This window comes from Bacillus sp. SYZHCR11 (genome assembly GCF_057196865.1).
Window position 1 is genome coordinate 699,852 of the sequence record NZ_JBXUND010000001.1, and the last position, 19,728, is coordinate 719,579.

General features: G+C 47.9%; 19 protein-coding genes. 1 reads left to right on the forward strand and 18 read right to left on the reverse strand.

What is annotated here, in order from left to right; all coding sequences use genetic code 11:
• Window positions 1-6: 6 nt before the first annotated feature.
• The 12 genes from smc to AC2CGA_RS03095 all read right to left on the reverse strand — a co-directional run bounded on the left by smc (window position 7) and on the right by AC2CGA_RS03095 (window position 14,064).
• Window positions 7-3,567: a chromosome segregation protein SMC gene (gene smc, locus AC2CGA_RS03040; RefSeq protein WP_014304996.1), complete on the reverse strand. Its 3,561-nt coding sequence runs from the start codon at window positions 3,565-3,567 to the stop codon at window positions 7-9.
• Window positions 3,568-3,668: 101 nt separating this feature from the next.
• Entirely contained in the window at window positions 3,669-4,418 is a 750-nt protein-coding gene (gene rncS / locus AC2CGA_RS03045) for a ribonuclease III (protein ID WP_003154303.1), read from the reverse strand.
• 138 nt (window positions 4,419-4,556) lie between these two features.
• Window positions 4,557-4,790, reverse strand: a complete 234-nt coding sequence (acpP, locus tag AC2CGA_RS03050; RefSeq protein WP_003154310.1) for an acyl carrier protein — start codon at window positions 4,788-4,790, stop codon at window positions 4,557-4,559.
• 84 nt (window positions 4,791-4,874) lie between these two features.
• Entirely contained in the window at window positions 4,875-5,615 is a 741-nt protein-coding gene (fabG, locus tag AC2CGA_RS03055) for a 3-oxoacyl-[acyl-carrier-protein] reductase (RefSeq protein WP_003154312.1), read from the reverse strand.
• Window positions 5,608-6,561 carry an ACP S-malonyltransferase gene (fabD, locus tag AC2CGA_RS03060; protein ID WP_003154316.1) on the reverse strand — a complete coding sequence of 318 codons (954 nt, stop codon included), beginning with the start codon at window positions 6,559-6,561 and terminating at the stop codon, window positions 5,608-5,610. The genes fabG and fabD overlap by 8 nt, the downstream gene beginning before the upstream one ends.
• A gap of 18 nt (window positions 6,562-6,579) precedes the next feature.
• Entirely contained in the window at window positions 6,580-7,578 is a 999-nt protein-coding gene (gene plsX, locus AC2CGA_RS03065; RefSeq protein ID WP_003154319.1) for a phosphate acyltransferase PlsX, read from the reverse strand.
• Between the two features lie 13 nt (window positions 7,579-7,591).
• On the reverse strand, window positions 7,592-8,158 hold the full coding sequence (fapR, locus tag AC2CGA_RS03070) for a transcription factor FapR (RefSeq protein ID WP_003154320.1): 567 nt from the start codon (window positions 8,156-8,158) through the stop codon (window positions 7,592-7,594).
• Window positions 8,159-8,264: 106 nt separating this feature from the next.
• Window positions 8,265-10,313: an ATP-dependent DNA helicase RecG gene (gene recG / locus AC2CGA_RS03075; protein WP_014304995.1), complete on the reverse strand. Its 2,049-nt coding sequence runs from the start codon at window positions 10,311-10,313 to the stop codon at window positions 8,265-8,267.
• Window positions 10,291-11,193 carry an L-serine ammonia-lyase, iron-sulfur-dependent, subunit alpha gene (sdaAA, locus tag AC2CGA_RS03080; protein ID WP_003154324.1) on the reverse strand — a complete coding sequence of 301 codons (903 nt, stop codon included), beginning with the start codon at window positions 11,191-11,193 and terminating at the stop codon, window positions 10,291-10,293. Before sdaAA ends, recG begins: the two co-directional genes overlap by 23 nt.
• Before the next feature lie 20 nt (window positions 11,194-11,213).
• Complete coding sequence (sdaAB, locus tag AC2CGA_RS03085) at window positions 11,214-11,876, reverse strand: L-serine ammonia-lyase, iron-sulfur-dependent subunit beta (protein ID WP_003154325.1); 663 nt, start codon at window positions 11,874-11,876, stop codon at window positions 11,214-11,216.
• Between the two features lie 142 nt (window positions 11,877-12,018).
• Window positions 12,019-13,686 (reverse strand): DAK2 domain-containing protein, encoded by a 1,668-nt coding sequence (locus tag AC2CGA_RS03090; protein ID WP_015388244.1) that lies wholly within the window; start codon window positions 13,684-13,686, stop codon window positions 12,019-12,021.
• Window positions 13,687-13,701: 15 nt separating this feature from the next.
• Complete coding sequence (locus AC2CGA_RS03095; RefSeq protein WP_003154327.1) at window positions 13,702-14,064, reverse strand: Asp23/Gls24 family envelope stress response protein; 363 nt, start codon at window positions 14,062-14,064, stop codon at window positions 13,702-13,704.
• A gap of 258 nt (window positions 14,065-14,322) precedes the next feature.
• Here AC2CGA_RS03095 and rpmB point away from each other — a divergent pair, with 258 nt between their 5' ends.
• Complete coding sequence (rpmB, locus tag AC2CGA_RS03100) at window positions 14,323-14,511, forward strand: 50S ribosomal protein L28 (protein ID WP_003154328.1); 189 nt, start codon at window positions 14,323-14,325, stop codon at window positions 14,509-14,511.
• Window positions 14,512-14,588: 77 nt separating this feature from the next.
• Here rpmB and spoVM read toward each other — a convergent pair whose 3' ends face one another.
• The 6 genes from spoVM to AC2CGA_RS03130 form a co-directional block, all read right to left on the reverse strand.
• On the reverse strand, window positions 14,589-14,669 hold the full coding sequence (gene spoVM / locus AC2CGA_RS03105) for a stage V sporulation protein SpoVM (protein ID WP_003154329.1): 81 nt from the start codon (window positions 14,667-14,669) through the stop codon (window positions 14,589-14,591).
• Window positions 14,670-14,755: 86 nt separating this feature from the next.
• Complete coding sequence (locus AC2CGA_RS03110; protein ID WP_015388245.1) at window positions 14,756-15,400, reverse strand: thiamine diphosphokinase; 645 nt, start codon at window positions 15,398-15,400, stop codon at window positions 14,756-14,758.
• Window positions 15,401-15,465: 65 nt separating this feature from the next.
• On the reverse strand, window positions 15,466-16,119 hold the full coding sequence (gene rpe / locus AC2CGA_RS03115) for a ribulose-phosphate 3-epimerase (RefSeq protein ID WP_015388246.1): 654 nt from the start codon (window positions 16,117-16,119) through the stop codon (window positions 15,466-15,468).
• A 1-nt stretch (window position 16,120) separates the two neighbouring features.
• Entirely contained in the window at window positions 16,121-17,011 is an 891-nt protein-coding gene (rsgA, locus tag AC2CGA_RS03120) for a ribosome small subunit-dependent GTPase A (protein ID WP_003154333.1), read from the reverse strand.
• A gap of 14 nt (window positions 17,012-17,025) precedes the next feature.
• Window positions 17,026-18,969: a Stk1 family PASTA domain-containing Ser/Thr kinase gene (gene pknB, locus AC2CGA_RS03125; protein ID WP_069448728.1), complete on the reverse strand. Its 1,944-nt coding sequence runs from the start codon at window positions 18,967-18,969 to the stop codon at window positions 17,026-17,028.
• Window positions 18,963-19,724: a Stp1/IreP family PP2C-type Ser/Thr phosphatase gene (locus AC2CGA_RS03130; RefSeq protein WP_015388247.1), complete on the reverse strand. Its 762-nt coding sequence runs from the start codon at window positions 19,722-19,724 to the stop codon at window positions 18,963-18,965. Before AC2CGA_RS03130 ends, pknB begins: the two co-directional genes overlap by 7 nt.
• Window positions 19,725-19,728 lie beyond the last annotated feature (4 nt).

A 19,728-nucleotide genomic window follows, 5' to 3' on the forward strand; every position in this document is an offset into this window, starting at 1 on the left:
TCCTCGTTACTGAACGAATTCTTTTGTTTCTTCCAGTTTGACCGAAACCATTCGGGAAACGCCGGATTCCTGCATCGTAACACCGTAGAGGACATCCGCTTCTTCCATGGTGCCTTTTCTGTGGGTGATGACGATAAACTGGCTGTCGCCGCTGTATTTTTTTAAATATTGCGCAAACCTGAATACATTGGCTTCATCAAGCGCAGCTTCCACTTCATCAAGGACGCAGAACGGCACGGGCCTTACTTTCAGAATAGAGAATAAAAGGGCAATGGCAGTCAGCGCCCGTTCTCCCCCTGACAAAAGATTTAAGTTTTGCAGTTTTTTGCCCGGAGGCTGCGCGATAATGTCCACCCCGGAATTAAGAAGATCATTCGGATCAGTCAGCTTCAGTTCAGCCCGTCCTCCTCCGAATAAAGAACGGAACACGTCGTTGAATTGAGAACGGATCTGGATAAACGTTTCATGGAATCGCTTCGTCATTTCAGAATCCATTTCTTCAATGACTTGAAACAGTGTGTTTTTCGCTTCCGTCAGGTCATTTTTCTGCTCTGTTAAAAACTGATACCGTTCGTTTACCCTTTCAAACTCATCGATGCTGCCGAGATTGACCGTTCCGAGCTCTTCAATTGAAAGCTTGATCAGTTTGACCCGTTTTCTCGCCTCTTCAGGCTCGAGTTCAAGCTGATATTGTTCTTTTGCCCCTTCAAAGGATAAGCTGTACTCCTCGCGTAAATACTGCAAGAGATTATCAAGCTCAACTTCCATCCGGCCGAGTTTTACCTCTTCATCTTTCAGAATGTCCGTTTTTTGCTTGTACAGACGCTTCATCTCTTTCAGCTCAAGCTCGTTCGTATCAAGCGCCCGCTGGAGCTTCACACGCTGGTCGCGCCGGCTGGCGATCAATTCGATCGTTCTCGTTTTATCGTGAAGCTTATGATGGGCTGCTTCTTCAAGCTGCTCCTCTCCGCTTGTGCTGGACGTCATCTCTGAGGTCAGGAGGCTTAAATCTTCCCGTGTTTCTTTCAGAGCGAGCTGCGTTTCTTCAAGCTCTTTTTTCAGCCTTTTGAGGTTGTCTTCCTCACTCGAGCACGCCTGTTCTTTTTTCGCAGCGGCCACTTTACATTCCGTCAGTTCATGAGAGAGCGTTTCTTTTGTTGAGGATAGGGTCTGCTTTTGTTTTGTCAGCCTTTCCATCTCTTCCTCAAGCTCTTTCAGCTGGCCGGATGCCTCACTCAGCTGTTCTTCCAGAGCTGATTTGCGCGTCTCTTTTTCCCGGCTGCTTTCCGTCAGTGATGCTTTCTCCTGATCGTAAAGCTCCAAATGGGTATTGATGTTCTTTTCAGCAACTTCGAGTTCATACAGCCTGCCTTTTACATCCTGCTGCTTTGTTCTGAAAGCCTCACCGTCTTCACGGAGGCCGCTCAGCGTATGTTCAAGCTCTTGAATGGCCTGCTTCAGCGCTTTGACCTCTTTTTCGAGCAGAGCTGTTTTTTCTTCCATTTCGGCAAGCCGCGCAGTCACCGTCTCAAGCTCGCGGCTTCTGCCGAGCAGAGAATTGTTTTTCTTTTTGACCGCGCCGCCTGTCATTGATCCGCCTGGATTGACGACATCGCCCTCAAGCGTGACGATGCGGTAGCGGTGCCCGAGAAGCTTGGCCAGTTCATTCGCGCCTTTTAAATCTTCAGTGATCAGCACGGTGCCGAGAAGGTTTTGAATGACATTCCGATACGCCGCATCATATGTGACAAGCCCGCTCGCTGTGCCGAGGAAAGACGGATGCTTTGAAGCCGTCTGTTCATCACGGGTTTGAAGCTGGCGCGGTTTCATAACTGTAAGCGGCAGGAACGTCGCGCGGCCGAAGGAATTCTGTTTTAAATATTGAATCGCTTTCCGCGCCGCCTGCTCATCGTCTGTGACAACGTGCTGCGCCGCTGCGCCGAGTGCAATCTCAATCGCCGTTTCATATTTTTGTTCGGTCGCAATCAGTTCGAGAACGGCGCCGCGGATGCCGCCGAGCTGCTCTTTCTGCTTCAGCACTTCTTTTACGCCTTGGTAAAATCCTGAAAAATCGCCTTGCATCGTTTCAAGCATATCTTTTTTGGATCTGGCCTGCTGGACGAATTGATATGCCTGATACAGCGCTGATTCTTTCTTTTCATACTGGCGTTTTTTCTGTTCATATGCTGTCTGGACTTCGCGAAAGCGGACGACCTGATTGTGAATATCCTCTTCAACGGCGGCCAATTCCTCTTCGCACGCCGCTTTGCGGACTGCAATATCGTTACGTTCTTCAAGGTATTTTTCATTGTTTGCGGTCAGTCTCGCCTGCTGGACCGCAGATTGGGACATCTGATCATCTAAAAGCTGCAGCTCGTTGCGAATCGACGCCTGGCTGTTTAACAATTCAAAGTAATCGCTTTTTAATTGTTCGATTTTCTCTTCTACATTTTCATTATGCAGACTGAGAGCCTGCTGCTTTTCTTTCACCTGGGCGTTTAACCGCTTCACTTCCGCACGAAGTTTATCATAGACGGCAGACTGTTTTTCAATGTCCGCTTTCAGTTCGGCTTCTTTGTTCGTGTAATGTGTAACGGATTCCTCTAGCTGTTCCCGGTTTTGCGCGGCGTTTTTTTTGCGCTCTTTCAGCACTTCTTTCCGGCCTTCCAGCTTTTCCAGCTCTTCACTTGTCACGAGCAGCACCTGCTGCAGTTCGTTGACGGATTCATCAAGCGCGTGGATTTTATCTCTCGTCTCTTCTATCATCGCTTCTTTTGCGGACAGAGCTGATGATTCCGCCAATTCTTCTTGTTTTGCCGTCTGCACCTTTTCTTTTAAACCCGACCATCTGCTATGCAGTTGTTCGATGTCAAAGGCGGTAAGGGCGATTTCGACATGCTCAAGCTCTTTCTTTTTTTCTAAGTAGTCTTTGGCGATTGATGCCTGGATTTTCAGCGGTTCGACCTGATCTTCAAGCTCGTGGAGAATATCTTCCACCCTGTTTAAGTTATCCTGCGTCTCAAACAGTTTGTTTTCCGCTTTTTTCTTTCGTGTTTTATATTTCAGCACGCCGGCCGCTTCTTCAAAAATACTGCGGCGGTCTTCCGCTTTGCTGCTGAGAATCTCTTCGACTTTCCCCTGGCTGATAATGGAGAATGCTTCTTTTCCGAGCCCGGAGTCCATAAATAAGTCAATGATGTCTTTCAGGCGGCACTGCTGATTGTTGATGAGAAATTCACTTTCTCCGGAACGGTACACCCGCCTCGTCACGCTGACTTCGTGATAATCGATCGGGAGAAAATGATCTTCATTATCAAGCGTTAACGTGACTTCGGCAAGGTTCAGCCGCTTGCGCGAATCACTTCCCGCAAAAATGATATCTTCCATTTTTCCGCCCCGAAGCGAGCGGGCTGATTGTTCGCCGAGCACCCAGCGGATGGCTTCGGTAATGTTGCTCTTTCCGCTGCCGTTCGGACCGACAACGGCCGTGACGCCTTTTACAAAGTCAACGGATATCCGTTCTGCAAATGATTTAAATCCTATAACGTCTAAACGTTTGAGGAACATCCCAGATCCTCCTTATCGTATAAGTATCTCAATATTATCATAATCACCCGCTTATATCAGGCGCAGACATACTGAAATCCCCCTAGGGATACAGGGGGATTTTATTGTTTCGTATGATGTTTTTGCAATTTTGCAAGAGCTTCCTGTGCCGCATGCTGCTCGGCTTCTTTTTTGGAACGTCCGTTCCCGATACCGAGCGCCTCACCTTTAAGAGAGACGAGCGCCTCGAATTCCCGGTTGTGGGCAGGCCCTTTTTCATTGAGAATTTTGTACTCAAGCGATCCTTTTCCGTCCCGCTGTACAAATTCTTGAAGCTGGCTTTTGAAATCCATCACATGAGAAAAAGCACCATCGTTTATTTTAGGGAACACGTACTCTTTCAGGAATTGCTGAACCGGCTCAAGGCCCTGATCCAGATACAGTGCGCCGATAAACGCTTCAAACACATCCGCTAAAAGCGCAGGACGCTTTCTGCCGCCCGTCATTTCTTCTCCTTTTCCCAAGAGAACAAGATCGCCGAATGATAATTCGTGGGCAAGTGAGACGAGTGACGGCTCGCATACGATAGCGGCTCTCAGCTTCGTCAAATCTCCTTCACTCATGGCCGGATATTTGGCAAATAAGAATTGGGAGATCGTCAGTTCCAAAACAGCGTCACCTAAAAATTCAAGCCTTTCGTTGTCTTCATACGGCTTTTTCCGATGCTCATTCACATAAGATGAATGTGTAAATGCTTGATACAAAAGTTTCTCGTTTTGAAAATGAACCGAAATCCGTTCTTGGAACTCTTTAAATTGCTCTATTTTTTTATAGAACTTTTTTTTATCTTTAAAATGTGAGTGTTTTGACATAGTAACCTCCATAGGCACATCAGGTTCACCGCGCTCCCCGCCGTAAACGGAATCAGCAGCGCGTACAGCGTCAGACGCCGGTAACCGAACGATTAAAGGGCTAAAGCCCCGCTGTCAGGCGGGACTTTTAGCATCAGCTTATTGCTGGTTTTGTATGTAGTTCACAGCGTCGCCGACTGTTGCAATCTTTTCAGCATCTTCGTCAGAAATCTCCATATCAAACTCGTCTTCAAGTTCCATAACAAGCTCAACTACATCTAGGGAATCAGCACCTAAGTCTTCCTTGAAAGAAGCTTCAAGTTTGACGTCAGCTTCATCAACGCCAAGGCGGTCTACGATGATTTTCGTTACACGCTCTAATGTATCTGCCATAGCAATTCACCTCCCCTCAAGTATTATAGAGGATTCGTTTTTAAAAAACTAGAGAAACTAGGATGAAATTTTAAAAACAAATCTTTACATCACCATTCCGCCGTCAATATGAAGGGTTTGGCCCGTCATATAACGCGATCCTTCAGAAGCAAGGAACGTAACAACGCTGCTGATATCGGAAGGATCACCGAAACGCGCGAGCGGAATCTGCTTCAGCATTTCATCTTGGACTTCTTTAGAAAGCTTGTCCGTCATATCCGTGGAAATAAAGCCCGGAGCAATGGCATTGACCGTAATATTTCGGCTCGCAAGCTCTTTGGCTGATGACTTCGTTAAGCCGATTACACCGGCTTTTGCCGCCACATAGTTTGCCTGGCCGGGGTTTCCGCTGACGCCGACAATTGATGATACGTTGATAATCCGGCCGGAGCGCTGTTTCATCATCTGTCTTGTAACGGCTTTCGTGCAGTTGAATACACCTTTTAAGTTAATGTTAATGACATCATCCCATTCATTTTCTTTCATTCTCATCAGAAGATTGTCTTTTGTGATCCCCGCATTGTTCACGAGAATGTCGATTGAAGAAAATGCAGCGACAGCCTCTTTCATCATGTTTTGTACTTCTTCGGAATTTGATACATCGGCTTTTACGGCGATCGCGTTTCGGCCCAAAGATTTGATTTCATCTACGACTTCGTTCGCTTTCGCTTCATTCCCGGAGTAGTTGACTACTACATTACAGCCGTTTTTCGCAAGATCAAGCGCGATCGCCCGACCGATTCCGCGGGACGCTCCCGTTACCACTGCTGTTTTTTCATTAAGCATCCTGATTCTCCTCCTTCAGCGTTTGAATCGCCAGTTCGATGGTTTCATGGTCAGAAACCGAGATTGTTTTAAGGCGGCGGTTCACTTTTTTCACAAGGCCTGAAAGCACTTTTCCGGGCCCGATTTCAACAAACGTCGTGACGCCTTCGTCAATCAGTTTGTTAATGGTTTCTTCAAAACGAACAGGCGAATACAGCTGTTCGATCAGTTTTTTCTTGATATCGTCTTTTTCCGTCATAACGTCAGCCGAAACGTTTGAAATCACGGGAACAGCCGCATTTTTTAACTCACAGGCGCTGAGCACCTCCTCGAGTTTTTGCGCTGCCGGCTTCATTAATTCAGAATGGAACGGTCCGCTTACTTCTAATGGGATCGCCCGTTTCGCTCCGTTGTTTTTCGCTTCCTCTGAAGCCAGCTCCACGCCTTTTGCCGTTCCGGAAATGACGATCTGGCCGGGGCAGTTCAGATTTGCAAGCTGTACGAGATGACCGTTTTCCGTCACTTGATCCGTCACCTTTTTCAAGGACTCCGCATCCATTCCGAGAATCGCGGCCATGGCGCCTTCTCCGGCCGGCACGGCTTCATTCATGAATTCTCCCCGTTTTCTTACCGTGTAAACGGCATCTTTAAATGTCATCGCTCCCGCCGCAACAAGCGCCGAATATTCTCCGAGGCTGTGGCCGGCGGTGAAATCAGGGGTGATGCCGGATTCTTTAAACTTTTCCAATACGGCGATGCTCGTTGTCAACAGCGCAGGCTGCGCATTGTATGTAAGGGTCAATTCTTCGGCGTCACCTTCAAAAATGAGCGAGCTCAGCTTTGTTTCAAGCGTTTCATCCGCTTCATCAAAAATACGTTTTGACGCTTCTTCGCGTTCGTACAGGTCTTTTCCCATACCGATATATTGTGATCCCTGTCCGGGAAATAAAAATGCAATCTTACTCATGATGCGGTAACCTCCAGACTACTCATCTGTTTTTTCTTCTTTTACTTCTTCTTCTATAAATGCGGCCACGTTTTGGCTGACCATTTCTCTCGCCTGGCGCAGCGCATGGTAAACAGCGCGTGCGTCAGAAGAGCCGTGCGCTTTAATGACGGGCGCTTTCAAACCGAAAAGACTCGCCCCGCCGTACTCAGAATAGTCCATTTTCAGTTTCATTTCCATCAGCTTCGGCTTCAGCACTCCCGCTGCGAGCTTAGAAACAAAACTTGAAGTCAGTGTATCTTTCAGCATTTTGAAAATCGATAACGCTGAACCTTCCAATGTTTTCAACGTGACGTTGCCCGTAAAGCCGTCTGTGACGATGACGTCAGCAGCGCCTTCGAGCAAGTCTCTCGCCTCAACGTTTCCGACAAAATTCACGTTTGTTTCTTTTAATAATTCAAACGTCTTTTTTGTCAGGTCGTTTCCTTTCTTTTCTTCCGTGCCGACATTTAACAATCCGACGCGGGGCGAGCTGATTCCGAGAACCTGCCGGGCATATACAGATCCCATAATTCCGTACTGGACGAGATGCTCCGGTTTGGCATCGACATTGGCGCCCACGTCCAAAAGAAGGAAACCGTCGCCTGAAACGGTCGGAAGCGTCGGCGCAAGCGCAGGCCGGTCGATTCCTTTAATTCTGCCGACGATAAACAGTCCCGCTGTCATGAGTGCGCCCGTATTCCCCGCTGAGATACAGGCGTCCGCTCTGTTTTCAGCCACTTCCTGCGCCATCAGCACCATAGAAGAGTTTTTCTTTCTGCGTACGGCGCGGACCGGTTCATCCGTCGGTTCAATCACTTCATCGGCGTGCAACACAGTGATGCGGTCTGATGTTGTTGGCAAGTGTGATTCTATCGTTGTCTTGTCACCGACCAGCGTAATATGAAGATCGTCAAATGCCTCAATACTCTTCATTACTCCGTCAATAACAGCTTTGGGTGCGTTGTCGCCTCCCATTGCATCTACAGCTATTCTCATGCATGCTCCACCTTTATGATTGTTTTGAACGGTACATATCAAAGCTGCCGGAGAACACGACTTCTTCTCCCACATAGCTGTTGACTTCAACTACCGTTCTGCCTTTTTCTTTTTCGACTGCCGTCACTTTGGCTTTCGCAACGACGCGCTCGCCTTCTTTCACCTGTCTTGTAAAGCGGATATTTGCGCTTGCGGTCAGCGCCAGCTCATCATCAATGACGGCTACGGCGAGTGAGTTCGCCTGCGCAAACAAATGATGCCCCCGCGCAATTTGATTGCGGCTGAAGACATGTTCGCGTCTTACTTCTAATATGGAAATGGCCTGGCCGTCAAGCTCCAGATCAATGATTTCACCGATCACTTCGTCTAAAGACAATGATTTCACTTCATCATCAAGCGTTTGTTCTGCCACGTTTTTAATTCTTTCCCTCAGCTCCGGTATTGAGAGCTCTAAGCGGTCTAAACGGATCGTCTGAATGCTGACGCCGAATTTCCCCGCTAATTCTTCATCTGTGATGAAGGGTGTCGATTTGATCGTCTGCTGCAATAATTTTTGGCGTTCTTTCTTGCTTCTTCTCATCTGTAAACACCATCCGGACAATTAAGACTAGGTACTAATAGTAGTATATAATCTCATAGATTGGAATGCAATGATTGTTTTTTGAAAGCCGCCGAATTTTACAGAATCAGCTTAATTTCTCCCCTTCTAAGACGCCGCTTGAAAGTAATTGACCGCGCAGCATGCGGTATTCGTCATCTTTCCAAAAAGCCTCTGAAGACACCAGATTGGCCGCATCCTGGCGGGCCGTTTCCAAAGCTCTGTAGTCATGAACCATATCCGCCACCTTGAACTCGGGCATACCGCTCTGTTTTTTTCCGAAGAAATCACCGGGGCCGCGCAGTTCAAGGTCCTTTTCAGACAGCTCGAAGCCGTCGTTTGTCTCTGACATGATTCTCATCCGTTCCTTCCCGGTTTCGGATTTCGGATCGGCCATCAAGATGCAGAAAGATTGGTGGTCTCCCCGCCCGACCCGGCCGCGGAGCTGATGGAGCTGAGATAATCCGAAACGGTCGGCGTCATAGATGACCATAATCGTCGCATTCGGCACGTTCACCCCGACTTCTACGACGGTTGTTGACACAAGTACCTGACATTGATTGGCGCTGAATTCTCTCATCACTTGATCTTTTTCATCAGAATGGAGCTTCCCGTGCATCAGGCCGACATTCCATTTACCGCGGTAAACATCAGACAGCATGTTATATACGTCAATCGCATTCTGTACATCCAGTTTATCCGACTCTTCAATGAGCGGGCAGATAATATAGGCTTGCCTTCCCTGCTTCAGCTCTTTTTCTATAAAAGCCAAAATCCGCTCCAGCATGTCGTGTTTCACCCAATACGTTTCGATTTGTTTTCGCCCCGCGGGCATTTCATCTATCACGGAAACATCCATTTCTCCGAAGACGGTAATGGCCAACGTTCTCGGTATCGGGGTGGCTGTCATAAACAGCACATCCGGATCCTGACCTTTATTCTTGAGTTTTTTGCGCTGTTCGACCCCGAACCGGTGCTGCTCGTCCGTAATAACAAGACTCAGCGCTTTGAATTCCACTTCATCCTGGATTAAAGCATGGGTCCCTACTAAAATATCAATCTCTCCGAGAGCAAGCCGCTCCAAAAGCTCCCTGCGCCGCTTTCCTTTTACAGAACTCGTCAAAAGCGCGATATTTACATCTTCATTTGCAAACAACGATACGAGAGAATCTGCATGCTGTTCGGCCAGAATTTCAGTCGGCACCATTAATGCCCCCTGATGCCCCGACAGAATCGCAGCGTACAAAGCGATGGCGGCGACGGCCGTTTTCCCTGAACCGACATCACCTTGCAGCAGACGGTTCATTCGGTAAGGGGATGTCATATCAGCGGTAATTTCCCGAAGCACGCGCGTCTGTGCGGTCGTGAGCGAAAACGGCAGGCTGTCTGTGAAAGCGGTGAGCTTTTCAGCAGGAAACACATGGCTGATGCCTTTTGACTGTTCCCTTTCCGCTTTACGGAACGCCTGCATTTTCAGCTGAAATAATAAGAATTCCTCATAAACAAACCGTCGTCTTGCCTGCTGTAACGATTCCCTCGTTTCAGGCTGATGCATCGTCTGCAGGGCATGTTTGTAATCAGGCAGCTTATAGCGGATTCTCAATTTTTCAGGAAGCGGATCGGCCGCACTGTCCAAATGATGCTGCAGCGCTTCCTTAATAAACCGTCTCATCATTTTTACGGTGACGTTTTCTTTAACGGAATAAACAGGCTCAATGCTTTTATCTTCTTGATGAGGACCGTTTTTTAATTCCTGCACGGAAACGGTCTGTCTGTGTTTATCCCATTTCCCGGATATCGTGACGACAGAACCTAACGTCAGTTTCTTTTTTAAGTAGGGACGGTTAAAGCAGACCGCGGTAATTAAATAATTTCCGACAAGCACCCTGAATGTCAGCCTGTTTCGTTTTTTGCCGTAATAGGTAAGAGAAGGTTCTGAATGAACCTTCCCTTCTACCGTCACTCTTTCTTCATGTTTTACTTCTTCTAAATCCCTCAGCTCATAGTCGTCATAACGGTAAGGGAAATAATTCAGAAGATCAGAAATGTCATAGATACCAAGTTCGTGCAATGTTTTTTCTGTTTCCGGCCCAATGCCCTTAATTTCCGCTATACTAGTTTGCTGATGGTGTGTCACTTGATTTCAGCGCTCCTCCGAAAATTTTTTTCTCTAATTCTCTTCCCGTCGGTGTCGCAGCTAAACCGCCTTGTCCCGTTTCACGCAGTGCTGTCGGCATTGTCTGGCCGATTTTGTACATCGCGTCAATCACCTCATCGCAAGGAATGCGGCTTGTAATCCCGGCCAGCGCCATATCCGCCGCGATCATCGCGTTGGATGCTCCCATTGCGTTTCGTTTGACACACGGCACTTCTACCAATCCGGCGACCGGGTCACATACGAGACCGAGCATATTTTTCAGTGTAATCGCCATTGCTTCCGCTGATTGCTGAGGCGTTCCGCCCGCCATTTCCACAATCGCGGCCGCTGCCATGCCTGATGCTGACCCGACTTCCGCCTGACAGCCTCCTGCCGCTCCTGAAATACTCGCATTATTTGCTACGACAAAACCGAACGCGCCGGCTGTAAACAGAAAACGGATCATTTGTTCTGTCGTAGGGTTCAGCTTATGCTTTACGGCGAATAAAGTTCCCGGCACAACCCCGGCAGAGCCGGCGGTCGGTGTAGCGCAGATCGTTCCCATCGCCGCATTGACTTCATTTGTCGCCACAGCTTTAGAAACGGCGTCTAAAATCAGATTGCCCGACAGGCTTCTTCCCGATTGGATGTATGCCTGAAGTTTCACGGCATCTCCGCCTGTTAAACCGGTCTGACTCGTGACGCCCTTCAGCCCTTTTTCAACAGCTGCTTCCATGACGGAGAGATTGCGCTCCATTCCTTGAAAGATTTCTTCCCGTGTTTTTTGCGTCACTTCCATCTCTTGGGTGATCATCACTTCCGAAATCGGAATTTGTTTTTCTTGAGTGATTTCTATTAATTCTTTTACATTACGAAACATGTCATTTTCCTCCTGACTTTTTAGTCAGCTATCTTAGTAACCTGTATAATATTAGGAAGTGTCGAAAGCTCGTCAAGCACTTCTTCTTCAATATTCTGATCGACCTCAATCGTCATCAGCGCAAGCTGGCCGACGTCCTTACGCGCCACTTCCATATGTCCGACGTTGATGGAGAATTTCGCAAGCACATTGGCAACGCCTGCAATCGTACCGAATTTATCATTGTGAACGACTAAAATAGCCGGGTGGTTTCCGGAAAGTCGCAGCTCAAAGCCGTTAAGCTCCGTGATTTCTATTTTTCCGCCGCCGATGGAAATACCGGTAAGGGCAAGCTCTCCCTCATCATCAGAAATGACGATACGCGCCGTATTCGGATGAACGGGCACGGCATCCTCTGTACGGAACTCTACATATATGCCCTTCTCTTCCGCAATTTGAATCGCTGTTTTAATCCGTTCATCAAATGTATCGAAATCAAGCAGGCCGCCGATAATCGCGACATCAGTGCCGTGACCCTTATACGTTTCTGCAAATGATCCGTAAAAAGACACAACGATCCGGCGGGGCTCCCGCCTGAATAAGCTTCTGGCCACTCTGCCGATCCGGGCGGCGCCTGCGGTATGTGAACTGGACGGACCGATCATGACCGGGCCGATAATATCAAAAACGCTTCTATACTTCATGCTGGTTTGCTCCTCCTTAACATCACTTCATTCAGCGCTTTTCTTTAGACTAATTGAACATTTCTCAATTGGCAAGCAGGCACACTGCCGCACTGCCGCAGGTAAATAAAGGCATAAGAATAGAAGGGCCTGATAAGCCCTTCTATTCTGCCGCAAATATATATGGATACAGAGGCTGTCTGCCGTTATGGATTTCAACCTCGATATCTTCACAGACACTAGCAATATACTCAGCGAGTTTCTCAGCTTCTTCTTCCGGCGCGTCCTCTCCGTACAGGATGGTGACGATTTCATCTTCTTCCCCGATCATTTCATCCAGCAGCAATTTCGCCGCACTTATCCGATCTTCGGCGCTGCCGATAATTGAACTGTTTAAAATGCCGATAAAATCACCTTTTTTAATATCTTTGCCGTCAATATGGGTGTCTCTGACTGAATATGTCACCTGTCCGCTTTTCACATTCCGGATGGCCTCAAGCATATTGGCTTCATTTTCATCAGCCGGCTGGTCAGGGTTAAACGCAAGCAGGGCGGTCATGCCTTGAGGGACCGTTTTTGCCGGAATGACAATGACATTTTCTTCAGCCACGCTCGCCGCCTGATTGGCAGCCATCACAATATTGGAATTGTTCGGAAGAATGAAAACCGTCTCCGCATTGACAGACTGAACGGCTTCAACAATATCTTCCGTGCTCGGATTCATTGTCTGGCCGCCTTCGATTACGTGTGAAGCGCCGATGCTCGTAAACAATTCAGAAATGCCCTCTCCCATTGCCACAGTCACGATGCCAAAAGGCTTGCGGGCTTCTTTCATAACGCCGGCCGGCTTTTTTTCATCATGTTCTTGGCTGATGATTGAAGTATGCTGTTCCCTCATGTTTTCAATTTTAATTTTAATCAGATCGCCGTAACGCTGTGCGAGATTGAGTACGTTCCCTGGTTCTTCGGCATGAATATGAACTTTCGCCAGCGTATCATCAGCCACGACCAGCAATGAATCGCCGAAACGGCTCAGTTCGTTTCTGAACGCCTCTTCCTTGAACGTCCGTTTATCTTGATCCAGCCTCACCATCACTTCCGTACAAAATCCGAATTCAATGTCTTCTGTACTCAGCATGCTCTGCGCGCTTTTATGATGCTCGGCATTCACCATATCATCGAGTGCCGGAAGAACCGCTTTTTTCGGTACGGCCTCTCCTTTTAAAGCAGCCAAAAAGCCTTCATATACACAAAGCAGACCTTTTCCGCCGCTGTCAACGACACCGACGTCCTTTAAAACAGGAAGCAGATCCGGCGTGCGGTTGAGCGACGCTTCCGCTTCTTCAATAACGGCCTCCATGACTGAAATAATATCGGTTTCTTCTTTGGCCGAGGCGACCGCTTTTTTAGCCGCATCCTTGGCCACGGTTAAAATCGTTCCTTCAACCGGTTTCATAACCGCCTTATATGCCATATCCACTCCCGCTTGGAGTGCTGCGGCAAACTCTTGGGCGTCAATTTGGTTTTTGTTTTCAATGCTCTTTGTGAAACCTCTGAACAATTGGGACAAGATCACCCCTGAGTTTCCTCTCGCTCCCATAAGCAGGCCTTTTGACAGGGCGATGCCGACTTTGCCGATGTCGGGTGAGTCAATGTGCTCTACCTCTCTTGCACCGGATGACATCGATAAATTCATATTTGTTCCGGTATCGCCGTCAGGCACGGGAAACACGTTCAGCGCATCCACCGCGGATGCGTTTTGAGACAATGTCTCAGCCCCCGCCAGAATCATTGCCGCAAAAGCTCTCCCATCTAAGTTTCGTCTAGACAATACTCATCCTCCTCACTACGGGTTCGTTACTCGTACGCCTTGGACATAAATATTTACAGAATCAACTGCAAGTCCGATTGTTTGATTTACTGTGTATTTTACCTTCGTCTGAACATTGTGGGCTACTTCGGATATTTTAGTGCCGTAGCTGACAATAATGTACATGTCGATATGTATTTGTTCGGCTTCCTGACGGACATGTACGCCTTTTGCGAAGTTCTCTCTCCGGAGGATTTCAGACAAACCGTCTTTAATCTGGTTTTTTGAGGCCATCCCCACTATTCCGTAACAGTCAATGGCAGCGCCTCCGGCAACCATTGCGATGACTTCGTTGGATATATCAATCTGTCCGTATTTTGTCTTCATTTCAATGGACACACAGGTTCCTCCTTCAGGTGCATAGAGTTATCATTATTCTACTATATGTATCCCATTATGAAAAGAAAAGATACAGACAGCGGCCTTCAGCGCGGAAATGTGATTGGTTTTACATGTCAAGTGATTTTTCTTGAAAGTAAGGGAAACAATAGTTGCAAACGGTTTTTAGCTGTGGTAAATTATTTAAAGTATTGTATAACGAAAGCATCTGAGACACTATGTTTAAAAAGATGTTTCGCGCAGTTAGGAGGGAAACAAATGGCACGTAAATGTTTTATTACAGGTAAAAAAACAAAAGCCGGAAACAACCGTTCTCACGCAATGAACGCTTCTAAGCGTACTTGGGGCGCCAACCTTCAAAAGGTCCGCATCCTCGTTGACGGCAAACCTAAAAAAGTGTATGTATCTGCCCGGGCTTTAAAATCCGGTAAAGTTGAGCGTGTATAAGCAAAAATGAACGCCTGCCCTTTTATGCGGCAGGCGTTTTTTATGCGTTCAAAGAGGGCGATTTCAGCTTCTTGGGCTTACTCTTTTCTAAATGAGCCCAGCATCGCCCGGACAATTCCTCCTAAAAACTTCGGCAATTTAATGGTATAAAATTTCATTTTGTCCCCTCCTATAAGTCCCGTATCCGCTGCGTTCATCACTTTAGGATTCATGGTTTTTTCCGCATATGGCAGAAGCCGCTTTTCTAATCCGCGCTCCTTACCATTATTAATATGCCTTTTGCAAACGAAAAAGTACCTCGTGAATGAATGAGTTCGTTACTAATACATAGTGTGGAACCCAGAGGAATATGACAATTATCAAGGGGATATTTAAAACCGTCGAGTGTCAGGCCGTCTGCCGCTTCCGTAAACGGAATGAAAGAAATATAGCGTCTGCGCACTTTTTCTTCAATTGTATAACGGCCGGGCCCGAACATCTGAATGTCATTCTGCCGGTCGATCAGCTTGACATCGGTATGCTTATGTAAGGCTTTATACAGCAGCTGGATGTTCCCTAAAAAGTGATCGGCTCTTCCGCCCGTCACACCGAATACCCGAATGTTTTCCGGTTCTTTTTGTAAAGCCCAGTCAAGGGCGAGTTCAAGATCGGTATAATCTTTTTCCGCCTGATACACATGGAGGGCCGGCGCCGCTTTTTGAATCTGCATGAGCTCCTCTTCCGTAATGCTGTCAAAATCACCGAAAGCTTCCTGCGGAATGATTCCGGCCTCCAAAAGAGCAACCGTCCCTTTATCAACTCCGACCCACGTCGTATCTCCGTCTGTGTATTCGGATAGATCGGGAATAAGCTCCCGCGGGCCGCCCGCAACGATATTGATTGTCTTCATATGCTATCCTCTCTCTTAGACGCGAAAAGAGCCGGCGGCTTTCACCGGGCTCTTTTTCAGCATGTTTATGATGCGTTTCGGATGTCAGCGATGGCTTTTTTCCGATCCGGCTGATTATATACGGCAGACCCGGCAACAAGCAGATTGGCGCCCGCTTCAGCGCATAAAGGGGCTGTTTCTTTATTAACGCCTCCGTCCACCTCGATTAAAAGCTCAGACAGGCCTTTCTCCTCAGCCAGCTGTTTGACCTGACGGATTTTCGGCAGAACCGAATGAATGAAGCGCTGTCCGCCAAAACCGGGGTTAACCGTCATTAACAGCACAAGGTCAAGCTCCTCGATCACATGTTCAATCATTTGGACGGGCGTATGCGGATTAAGCACAACTCCCGCTTTTACCCCCTGCTCTTTTATCAATTGAATGGTCCGGTGAAGATGCGGACACGCTTCAGCGTGAACGGAAAGGATGTCCGCACCGGCTTTTGCGAATGCCGGGATGTAGCGGTCCGGGTTTTCAATCATAAGATGGACATCCAGCGGCAGATCAGTCACCGGACGGACGGCTTCAACGATAAGCGGCCCGATTGTAATGTTAGGGACGAAATGGCCATCCATGACATCAATATGGATATAGTCCGCCCCTCCTTTTTCCACGTCTTTAATTTCCTCGCCCAGTGTAGCAAAATCGGCGGAAAGAATTGATGGCGCAACCTTAATCATATTAATACCTCGGCTTTCTCTCTTTTATTTCCTGCATAAATTCTTTGTAATGCTCGTAGCGGTACGGCTGAATCTCTCCTTCTTCCACCGCTTGCTTTACCGCGCATTTCGGCTCCTTAAGATGCAGACAGCCTCTGAATTTGCAGGAGGCGCTTATTTCTCTGATCTCAGGGAACGTGCTGCCCAGCTCTTCTTCCTCAATGCCGGTAAATTCAAGCGAACTGAACCCCGGAGTATCCGCAACCAGACCGCCTGATGTATGAATGAGCTCCACATGGCGCGTCGTATGTTTTCCGCGTCCCAAATGCGCGGAAATCTCGTTTGTTTTCAGCTCAAGCTCCGGGCTGATCGCATTTAAAAGCGAAGATTTTCCGACTCCGGACTGACCGGCAAACACCGTCGTTTTGTCCTCGAAGTGTTTCACAATGCCTGTTAAGCCGCTGTTTTCTTTTGATGATGTCACATATACGTCATAACCGATCGCCTGATAGTCTTTCACGTAAGAAAGTATCGCCTCTTTCGATTCCCCGTCTGCAGCTAAGTCCATTTTGGTTATGCAGATGATCGGGTGAATGCCGTTGGCTTCCACAAGGACGAGAAAACGGTCCAATAAAGACGTGCTGAACGCCGGCTGAACGGCAGAAAAGACGAGAACGGCCTGATCGACATTTGAAATCGGCGGCCTGATCAGCTCATTTGTTCGTTCTTTGATTTCCAGCAGGTAGCCTTCTTTATCATTTTCAGCCTGATAAACGGCATAATCGCCGACCAGGGGCGTTATTTTATTTTTTCTGAAAATGCCCCGGCCTCTGCATTGAATGATCTTGTCCTGTGATTCATCCAAGACATAATAGAATCCGCTTAACGCTTTTATAATTTTGCCCTCAGGCATAGGGTCCCTCCTTATCAGTCATTATCTTTCGGGTATTCAATCGTTTTGTAGCTGACGACTTTATGATCGACCATCACTTGATAATACCCCTTCTGTCCCTGATCAATCTTCAGTTCAATTGTTTTTTCGGTCGGCTCTTTTATTTTAAATGAGTCATACGTATCAGAGATGCTGTGGTCCTTATCATCGATGGCGATTTGCACTTCAAGCTCTTCCCCTTCATGTTCGGGTTCGTAAGGAATGCTGATTTTTTCTTTTACCGTTTTCGCCGGTTTTTCTTCAGGTCCGAGCGAGAACGTCACTTCAACATTACTTCCCGGCTTAACCGCAGTGCCGGCTGACGGCTCTTGTTTCATGACTTGTCCTTCCGGCACGTCATCTGAATGGGCTTGTTTTTCAACAAGCTGCAGGCCGTTATCTTCAAGATACCCTGAAGCCGCTTCTTTGCTGTAAGTCTTTAAGTCCCTCAGCGTAACGTCCGCCGGGCCGAGGCTGACCGTTAGATTGACTTCATCGTCGCTTGCGACCATATCGGTGCCGGCTGACGGGTCCTGATCAATTACGGTGCCGGCCTCGCTGTCATCGTTTTCTTCTTTGACATTGACATGTTTGAAACCTTTTTCCTTCAGCGCTTTTTTTGCGTCGCCGATCTGCCGTCCTTTCACGTCGATCAGCTGGGTTTTCGGTTTTCCGATGCTTTTGTACAGTTTTACAGAAGAGCCTTCTTTAACGGTAGACCCCGCTTTTGGGTCCGTTTTGACCATTAATTCCTCTTCTATTTTTTCATCTTCAATATCCGTTATATCAGGATCAGCCCGGAGCCCGTTCTTTTCAAGCAGGGCTTCCGCTTTTTCGTACTTCATGCCCCGTACGTCGGGGACGCTTACATCTTTAGGCATAAATAAAGACGGGAACACGGTGACCGCAAGAACAGCCGCCATAATGAAAATGAAACAGACGGCCAGCAAAACCCACGGCCATTTCCGTTTTTTCTTTTTGGCTGGCTGCTGTTCCTTATCATCCGTCTCCCCCGGCGTTTCCGCCTGAGACGCGGCTTTTGCGCCGTCAGTAATAACGGGAATGGCTTTTGTCATTTCCTCATCATCCTGCACGGAAAATTTTTGTTCATTCAGCCTGCCGGCGTCAAAAGCCGTTCTGATGTCCGCCTCCATGTCCTCGGCGCTTTCATAGCGGTGAAACGGGTCTTTGGCGGTTGCCTTTAAAATAATGTTTTCAACGCTCTGCGGAATGGAAGGGTTCCACTTTCTGGCGGAAGGCGTTTCTGTTTGCAGGTGCTTTAGCGCTATGCTGACGGCTGATTCTCCGTCAAAAGGGATTTTGCCTGTTAAAAGCTCAAACAGCACGATGCCGAGCGCGTAAATATCTGATTTTTTCGTTGCCAGACCGCCTCTCGCCTGCTCCGGAGACAAATAATGAACCGAGCCCAGCACAGAATTCGTATGTGTGATTGTCGTAGACGTAAGCGCTGTGGCGATGCCGAAATCCGTCACCTTGATATGCCCTAAATGATCTATCAATATATTGTGCGGTTTAATATCCCGGTGCACGATATGGTTTTGATGGGCATGGGCGATGGCCGAGACGATCTGCTCCATAACGGACAGCGCTTCTTTCGGATGAAGCGGTCCGTGTGCGGTTATGTATTCCTTTAATGTCATGCCTTCCACATATTCCATGACAATGTAATAAATATCGCCTTCCTCCCCGATATCGTAAATACTGACGATATTCGGATGATCGAGGCTTGATGCCGACTGTGCTTCTCTTCTGAAACGCCTGATAAAATCAATGTCATTCACAAAGTCAAACCGCAGAATTTTAATTGCGACTTCACGTTCGAGAATGATGTCCTCAGCTAAAAAAACGTTTGCCATTCCGCCGCCGCCAATGGGCCGGAGGATATGATAACGCCCGCTGATCCGCTTGCCGGTTAGCACTTGTCTTCACCCTCTTTTGCATCTGCGGAAAACTCAATCAACACAGCCGTGATGTTATCTTCGCCGCCGTTTTGATTTGCTTTGCTGATGAGAAGGTCTACTTTTTCCTGAGGATCAGATTCGGCTTGAAGCATTTGTTTGATCTCGTGATCTTCTATTTTATTTGACAGTCCGTCAGAGCATAAAAGCAGCTGATCGCCGTCAGACAGTTCAAAAGAACGGGCGTCGGGGCTGATGGTTTCATCTGTCCCCAGCGCTCTCGTCAATACATTTTTCCGCGGATGGTGCTCGGCGTCCTCTTTCGAAATTTCCCCCGTCTTGACCAGCTCATTCACAAGCGAATGGTCCTCAGTCAGCTGAGTGAATTCCCCCTCTTGAAGCAGGTAGCACCGGCTGTCACCAATATGAGCCACAGTGACAAACTTCCCCGTGAATAAGGCGCAGACAATGGTGGTGCCCATTCCCCGGCATTCTTCATTCGCTTTAGCGTGATCATGTACTTTGACGTTCGCCTCATGAATCCGGTCTTTCAGCCAATCCTCGCAAGCGGACGGCAGAGAAGGAACCGTTTCGGTCCGGTTCCACTGCTCTTCCATCGCCGCAACCGCCATCCTGCTCGCTACATCTCCGGCAAGATGACCGCCCATGCCGTCGGCGACAACCGCAAGCACCGCGTCTTCTTTTGTGAAAATGCCCGCCGCATCTTCATTATGCCGGCGGACTTTACCTGTATCTGTTTTCAAGGCTGTAATCAACCTC

Excerpts from the sequence above, each read along its gene's own strand:
- smc (WP_014304996.1), bottom strand. The coding sequence starts at position 3,567 with ATGTTCCTCAAACGTTTAGACGTTATAGGATTTAAATCATTTGCAGAA.
- rncS (WP_003154303.1), bottom strand. The coding sequence starts at position 4,418 with ATGTCAAAACACTCACATTTTAAAGATAAAAAAAAGTTCTATAAAAAA.
- acpP (WP_003154310.1), bottom strand. The coding sequence starts at position 4,790 with ATGGCAGATACATTAGAGCGTGTAACGAAAATCATCGTAGACCGCCTT.
- fabG (WP_003154312.1), bottom strand. The coding sequence starts at position 5,615 with ATGCTTAATGAAAAAACAGCAGTGGTAACGGGAGCGTCCCGCGGAATC.
- fabD (WP_003154316.1), bottom strand. The coding sequence starts at position 6,561 with ATGAGTAAGATTGCATTTTTATTTCCCGGACAGGGATCACAATATATC.
- plsX (WP_003154319.1), bottom strand. The coding sequence starts at position 7,578 with ATGAGAATAGCTGTAGATGCAATGGGAGGCGACAACGCACCCAAAGCT.
- fapR (WP_003154320.1), bottom strand. The coding sequence starts at position 8,158 with ATGAGAAGAAGCAAGAAAGAACGCCAAAAATTATTGCAGCAGACGATC.
- sdaAA (WP_003154324.1), bottom strand. The coding sequence starts at position 11,193 with ATGTTTCGTAATGTAAAAGAATTAATAGAAATCACTCAAGAAAAACAA.
- sdaAB (WP_003154325.1), bottom strand. The coding sequence starts at position 11,876 with ATGAAGTATAGAAGCGTTTTTGATATTATCGGCCCGGTCATGATCGGT.
- rpmB (WP_003154328.1), top strand. The coding sequence starts at position 14,323 with ATGGCACGTAAATGTTTTATTACAGGTAAAAAAACAAAAGCCGGAAAC.
- spoVM (WP_003154329.1), bottom strand. The coding sequence starts at position 14,669 with ATGAAATTTTATACCATTAAATTGCCGAAGTTTTTAGGAGGAATTGTC.
- AC2CGA_RS03110 (WP_015388245.1), bottom strand. The coding sequence starts at position 15,400 with ATGAAGACAATCAATATCGTTGCGGGCGGCCCGCGGGAGCTTATTCCC.
- rpe (WP_015388246.1), bottom strand. The coding sequence starts at position 16,119 with ATGATTAAGGTTGCGCCATCAATTCTTTCCGCCGATTTTGCTACACTG.
- rsgA (WP_003154333.1), bottom strand. The coding sequence starts at position 17,011 with ATGCCTGAGGGCAAAATTATAAAAGCGTTAAGCGGATTCTATTATGTC.